The organism is Atribacterota bacterium (assembly GCA_039638595.1).
GTDB classification, from domain to species: domain Bacteria; phylum Atribacterota; class Atribacteria; order Atribacterales; family Caldatribacteriaceae; genus Profundicultor; species Profundicultor thermophilus.
Genome location: JBDIWM010000076.1, coordinates 1 through 5,731, shown reverse-complemented (window position 1 = coordinate 5,731; position 5,731 = coordinate 1). Strand labels below are relative to the sequence as shown.

6 protein-coding genes and 3 tRNA genes are annotated in these 5,731 nt (G+C 45.8%); 4 read left to right on the top strand and 5 right to left on the bottom strand.

Annotated features, from left to right (window positions below; all coding sequences use genetic code 11):
* The 5 genes from ABDK92_10940 to ABDK92_10920 all read right to left on the bottom strand — a co-directional run.
* Positions 1–600: hypothetical protein (locus ABDK92_10940; protein MEN3187116.1), on the bottom strand; the 600-nt coding region annotated here is incomplete at its 3' end.
* A gap of 14 nt (positions 601–614) precedes the next feature.
* Positions 615–1,775: a uroporphyrinogen decarboxylase family protein gene (locus tag ABDK92_10935; protein MEN3187115.1), complete on the bottom strand. Its 1,161-nt coding sequence runs from the start codon at positions 1,773–1,775 to the stop codon at positions 615–617.
* Between the two features lie 14 nt (positions 1,776–1,789).
* Entirely contained in the window at positions 1,790–2,665 is an 876-nt protein-coding gene (locus ABDK92_10930) for a carbohydrate ABC transporter permease (GenBank protein MEN3187114.1), read from the bottom strand.
* Between the two features lies 1 nt (position 2,666).
* Complete coding sequence (locus tag ABDK92_10925; GenBank protein ID MEN3187113.1) at positions 2,667–3,578, bottom strand: sugar ABC transporter permease; 912 nt, start codon at positions 3,576–3,578, stop codon at positions 2,667–2,669.
* A 55-nt stretch (positions 3,579–3,633) separates the two neighbouring features.
* Entirely contained in the window at positions 3,634–5,025 is a 1,392-nt protein-coding gene (locus ABDK92_10920; protein ID MEN3187112.1) for a sugar ABC transporter substrate-binding protein, read from the bottom strand.
* A 274-nt stretch (positions 5,026–5,299) separates the two neighbouring features.
* Here ABDK92_10920 and ABDK92_10915 point away from each other — a divergent pair.
* From ABDK92_10915 to ABDK92_10900, 4 genes are all read left to right on the top strand, one after another.
* Positions 5,300–5,375 (top strand) — tRNA-Thr (locus ABDK92_10915).
* Positions 5,376–5,381: 6 nt separating this feature from the next.
* Positions 5,382–5,468: transfer RNA gene (locus ABDK92_10910), tRNA-Tyr, on the top strand.
* An 8-nt stretch (positions 5,469–5,476) separates the two neighbouring features.
* Positions 5,477–5,551, top strand: a tRNA-Thr gene (locus ABDK92_10905).
* A 67-nt stretch (positions 5,552–5,618) separates the two neighbouring features.
* On the top strand, positions 5,619–5,731 hold a 113-nt coding region (locus ABDK92_10900), incomplete at its 3' end, for a GTP-binding protein (GenBank protein ID MEN3187111.1).

Below are 5,731 nucleotides of genomic sequence, written 5' to 3'. Positions count from 1 at the left end.
AGTACACCGGAGTGCAAAGTCTTTGACCTCTGCAGGATGGAGCACCAAGTCCATGAGTAAACCTTCCGAACCCCGGATGCGCCACATGGTTTCGTAAGGCTCACAAATCGAACCAAAAAGACAAAATTTTCCCTTGTTTCTCTCCACGTCCTTAGCGTAACTTTCCAGCACTCCGAAACCATCGCCACAATTAATGATGTCACATCGTTTCTCAAAGTATCGTCGCTCGTCCCTGGGGTCATCAAAGGTAAAGTGTTCAAATTCCTCAGCACTTTTCACCGGAAAATCCAGAAACATGGGCATGGGTAGAGCGAAAACTTTTTTCAGCGTGCACCCAAAACCACTGCGAAAAACCACGTATTCGGAGGTTTGTTCCAGTATGGTACAGCTTTCCACCTTGGGGTCCATATTGGGAGATATGACCTTAACGTCGAGGTCGTAGTATTCGTAAATATCTGTATCTGGAGGGAGATTCAACGCTTTGAGCCAGTTTGCAAGAAAACCGCCCCAGTAGAAATCAGTCAAAGGAACCCGATCGGGTTCCTTTTTCTCTTTCAGGGCAGTGAGTACCCGTTTTGTTTTCGTTTCCACGCTTTCCATCTTAAAGCCCCCTTTCACTCTACTTTGGGAATGACGGAATAAAAACCGTACTCGTATGCTGTTTCGTACAGAGTGACGATATTTTCTAAAGGGATTTCGGTCAATAAATGCTGACTCGGGGAGAGGATGAACCCTCCTCCCGGAGTCATGGTTTTGAGGCGGTGCAAAACTTCTTTTCGGACGTCCTCTGTGCTTCCAAAGGGAAGAGTTTCCTGAGTATCCATGGAACCATGAAAAGCAAGCTTAGATCCATAATTTCTTTTCAGCTCTTCAGGTTCCATCCCTTGAGCTCGCACCTGAATGGGATCCAGAACATCAAGACCCATGGCGATAAAATCGGGAATCAGTTCCCGCACTGAACCGCAGGAATGCAGTTGGACTTTCAAGCCATATGATTTGGCCAGCTTCCATAGCCTTTCAAGATGAGGAGCAAAAAACTTCTTCCACAGGGTACGACTCATCATGAGGCCATTCTGAACTCCATAATCATCACCCATAAAGAAGATGTCCATGAAACCCTTCCCCTTTTGAAACATGATTTCAGCCTGGCGATAGTAGAAGTCGGAAATTTTTCCAATCAGGGTGTGTACCACCTCTTGATTATCGTACATGGCAATCATGAACGTGTCCATACCCATAAGGTCCATAGCCCAAAAAGCGATTGGAGCCCATGGTCCTCCATACACTGCATACCCAGCTTCATGAAAATCCTTACACTCTCTTGCAAACTGGTCATAATCGTAATGGTCAACGTTGGCGTATTCATTCCAGGGGTAGGCCTCAATGTCCCGAACGGTTTGTGCATCTTTGAGGGGGTGTTCCAGAGCGTATCCAAAGAAAAACCCACCGCGCTTAATACCAAAAAGTCCTTCTCGGGAACCATCAGGATATGTTTGTAATTCTGGGCCTACGTACGGTGCCCAGGCCCAGCGAAAGTCCACATGCAGTTTTTCTAAAAGGCGTAATTGCGCCTGGTTCCTCTTTCGTTCAAAAACCCGGCCATCGGCACCCATATAGATTACGGCTTTTTCATCCTCCACTTGAATTCTATAGTAATCGATGAGTGCATCCATCACCTCATCGACAGCAGAAATATCGATGGGAACTCGATCAGGCTCTTCATGACTGATGGCCTTGAGTACTCTTTCCCGGGAAGAGAGAGTTTCTCTTATCATCCTGATCCCCCTTTCTATTTGAACGCTCCGAAGGTGAGACCCCGCACCAGTTGCCTCTGGGTTAGAAGAACAAATACAATTGCTGGAACAAGCATCACCACGGACATGGCACACATACCACGCCAATCTACGGTGAATTGCTGGGTAAAATCATAGAGACCAACCGGAAAAGTTTTGGAAGCGGGGGTACGAGTGAGGACGCTGGCAATCTGGAACTCGTTCCAAGACGTGAGAAAAGCGAAAATACCGCTTGCTGCTAATCCTGGTAAAGCCAGGGGTAAGTCAATTCTGGTAAAAGATTGCCAGCGGGAACATCCATCGATTTGAGCAGCTTCGTCCAAATCGGCTGGAATATCTTTAAAAAATCCCTGCATCAACCAGGTGGTAAAAGGGATGTTCATGGCAGTGTAGGCCAGAGAGAGCCCCGTTTTTTTGTCCAGTAGACCGAGACGAGCAAAGAGAATAAAGAGCGGTAAACTCACTGCGATTCCAGGAATAGAGCGTGCCAGCATCATCCCAATGAACGTTGCTTTTGCTCCCCTAAATCGGAAACGGGCGAAACTGTACCCGGATAAGGTCCCTATAGTGATGGCTATACCAGTGCTTACTAGAGAAGCAAAGAGCGAGTTTCCAAGATAATCGTAAAATGGCACTGATTTCTCTGCGTGTCCTGCTCCAAACAGGTGAATAAAAGAGTCAAAAACCAACTTCTGAGGCAAGAAGATTGGGGGACGAGCATTGACCTCAATTTCCGGTCTCATGGAAGTTAAGATAATCCAAATGACCGGAAGAAAGAAAACGAGGACGATGACATAGACGATCACGTTGTAGAACTCCTGCCGGAAACGTTTTTTTCTTGCAGAAATTCTTTTTGTGCGAGACAACGACATTTCAGTATACCTCCTGTCGGCTTTTGGCCAGTTGTTGGAAGAGGTATATTACAAAAATAAAAGATAGTACGACCGTAACAAAAGACATCGCTGTCCCCATACCGAATTTATTGTCGTTTATCGCTAAACGGAATGTATAAGTCCAGATCATTTCTGAACGATTTGCTGGACCACCAGCGGTCATGATACGAACTAAGTCGTACGCCCGACCCAGGTCAAGTGAGCGGATCACCATGGCAATGTATGTAAAAGGGCCAATGAGAGGGAGAGTGATATACCGAAATTGCTGCCAAGGGGAAGCACCGTCTACGGCAGCAGCTTCGAACGGTTCGGCCGGTAGACTCACCAGCCCTGCAAGGAGAATGATAACCATAAAAGGTGTACTCATCCATATTTCAGCCGCAAGAAGGGCAAGGAGATTCAAAGGATAGTTGATGAGCCATGGAATGAGCCGATATTCACCGGTGAAAAAGTAAATGAGGTTGTTGACCAGTCCAACCTGGTCATTGAAAAACCATTTAAACTGAAAGCCGACCAGAACTGGAGCAAACATCATAGGAGCCATGATTGCCGTTCTCACGATGCTCTGTCCTCGAGTTACTTTGAAAATGAGCTGCGCAAGAATCAGTCCCAAGAGGAATTCTACGTTGACTGCAACCCCCATGAAGATCACCGTGTTCATAAGAGAACGCCAAAAAATAGGGTCTTCGAGAAGCTTCAGATAATTTTTGAAACCAATAAAACGAGCACGCGAGGGATGAAGCAAATTGAGATTGGTCAGGCTTAGATAAAACGAGTAGACCATGGGAACAACAATAAGCGCCGTTACGATAATAATAGCCGGAAGAATCATCAGAAAAGCAATGTTCCGGTCAAAAAATCGTCTTCTTCCTTGTCGTACACTGCGGATCATTAAAGTTCCTCCTCCAGAAAAAGTGGGGTGTGCAAGGACACCCCACTTTTTCTCCCTAATTGTAATATCCTGCTTCTTCCATTAATTCTTCTACTTTTTTTGCTGCCTCATTTAACCCATCTTCAACGGTTTTATCACCGAGCATAATAGCTTGCAGTGTGGGGTAGAGGATGTTCGAAATCGGAATCCATTCCGGTACGATTGGTGGAGGAGTAAAGTCTTCGTTAATCTGAAGCTGCATCAATTCGACTCTCTTCTTAGCTAATGGATCGGGAGAGCCTTCGGCTTCCTTTTTCAGAGTTTCAAATACTGAGTTCCGCACCGGGATATATCCGATACGACCTTCAAAAAGCTGTGGCTCGTAACTCGTAATGTATTTCACCAGAGCCGCTGCCGCTTCTTTGTTCTTACTGAACTTGGTTACTGAAAATGCATGAGCCCCGGCCCAGCCACTGTGAATTCCCGCGTCACCTTTAGGCTGACGAGCCAGGTCAAATTTGCCGGCTACTTTAGAGCTCTCTGGATTCTGGAAGTATGAGTACCAGCCATACCACTCAGTGTACATGGCGATGGTTCCGTTGACCCAGTTTGCAGCCACATCGTCCCAAAGGAAATTAACCATTCCTGGGGGCATAGCACCAGCTTGGTAGAGATCTCGAAGAAGTGTTGCTACCTTGATACCTTCTGGGCCATTGAAAGCGGGCTTGTAGTTCTCATCCAAGATTTTTCCACCGTATGCCATCAAGATATCCCAGAATCTTCCAGAAAGGGCTTCTTCTTTGCCGGCAAACTGAGTGCCGTAAATCTCAGGAGGATTATTCAGAAAGAGCGCAATTTCTTTAAATTCATCCCAGGTTTCGGGGGGTCTTAGGTCATATCCATACTTTTCCTTAAATTTTTGTTGCAGATCGGGATTGTTAAAAAGATCAGTGCGGTAATGTAGTGAGCTAATGTCGGCGTGTCGAGGAATGAACCAGAGGTGGCCGTCTTTCTTTGCGAACTGCATGATTCGGGGCGAGAAATCAGCCAGTTCTTCCTCGGTGAAGTATTTTTCCAGTGGTTCGATGAAATCAAAATACTGGCTGAAAAAGCTGGTGTGATTCCAGCACACGTCGTAATCCACTGTTCCGGCAGCAAAGTCCAACTTCATCTTTTTGTCGATGTCAAAGCCATTGCCCTTGTATACGATTTCTACCTTGGCACCAGTTAACTCTTCAAACTTTGGAAAGAAATTCTCGTAAATCTTCTCGTAATCTCCTCCTCCAATGAGACAGGCTTTAATAGTTACTCCATCAAAACGACCCAGCTTAAGTTCTTCAGCTGTCGCGAAGGACAGAGTAAACAAAATCAATGTACCCACAACCATAATCAGAAATAGATTTACTCTTTTCATTTGTTTTGCCTCCCTTGAAATAAATTTGCAAGCCCAACGATTAATCCTTTTCAAGTTCTCCTATCACCCCCCTTAAGACGTGGTGTCCGAATTGCGTTTGTGCAATCGGTTTAATCAATTTAATTATATATCGGGTATGTATTTATGTCAATTAGAAGAGTTTTAACTTTGAAAAATCAGGATCAGAGCAAGTTTAATGACATATAAAATCGATTTCCGACTTTGTAACCCCTATTTTTTCGGGTTTTGTCCTCTTTTCCCTTGACATTATTTGCGCCTTTGGTTATATTAATTCACGCGTGAACGGGCGAAGCGATAAGAGCATTATGCCGGTGTAGCTCAGCTGGTAGAGCAGCTGACTTGTAATCAGCAGGTCGTCCGTTCGAGTCGGATCACCGGCTCCACGATGTGGGGAGGTACCTAAGTGGACAAAAGGAGCGGACTGTAGATCCGTCGGCTGAACGCCTTCGTAGGTTCGAATCCTACCCTCCCCACCATAGAATGAGCCTGCGTAGCTCAGTGGTAGAGCACACCCTTGGTAAGGGTGGGGTCACCGGTTCAATCCCGGTCGTAGGCTCCACTTTCTTTTTTGGTTTATCAGTGTGCTAAGATAGAAAGGACAACGTTACAAACGAGGAGGATATCCTATGGCAAAGCAAAAGTTTGAGAGGAAAAAACCGCACGTCAACGTGGGAACCATTGGACACGTCGATCATGGTAAAACCACACTCACTGCCGCCATTACCTTGACCCTTTCCAA

Excerpts from the sequence above, each read along its gene's own strand:
- ABDK92_10935 (MEN3187115.1), bottom strand. The coding sequence starts at position 1,775 with ATGATAAGAGAAACTCTCTCTTCCCGGGAAAGAGTACTCAAGGCCATC.
- ABDK92_10930 (MEN3187114.1), bottom strand. The coding sequence starts at position 2,665 with ATGTCGTTGTCTCGCACAAAAAGAATTTCTGCAAGAAAAAAACGTTTC.
- ABDK92_10925 (MEN3187113.1), bottom strand. The coding sequence starts at position 3,578 with ATGATCCGCAGTGTACGACAAGGAAGAAGACGATTTTTTGACCGGAAC.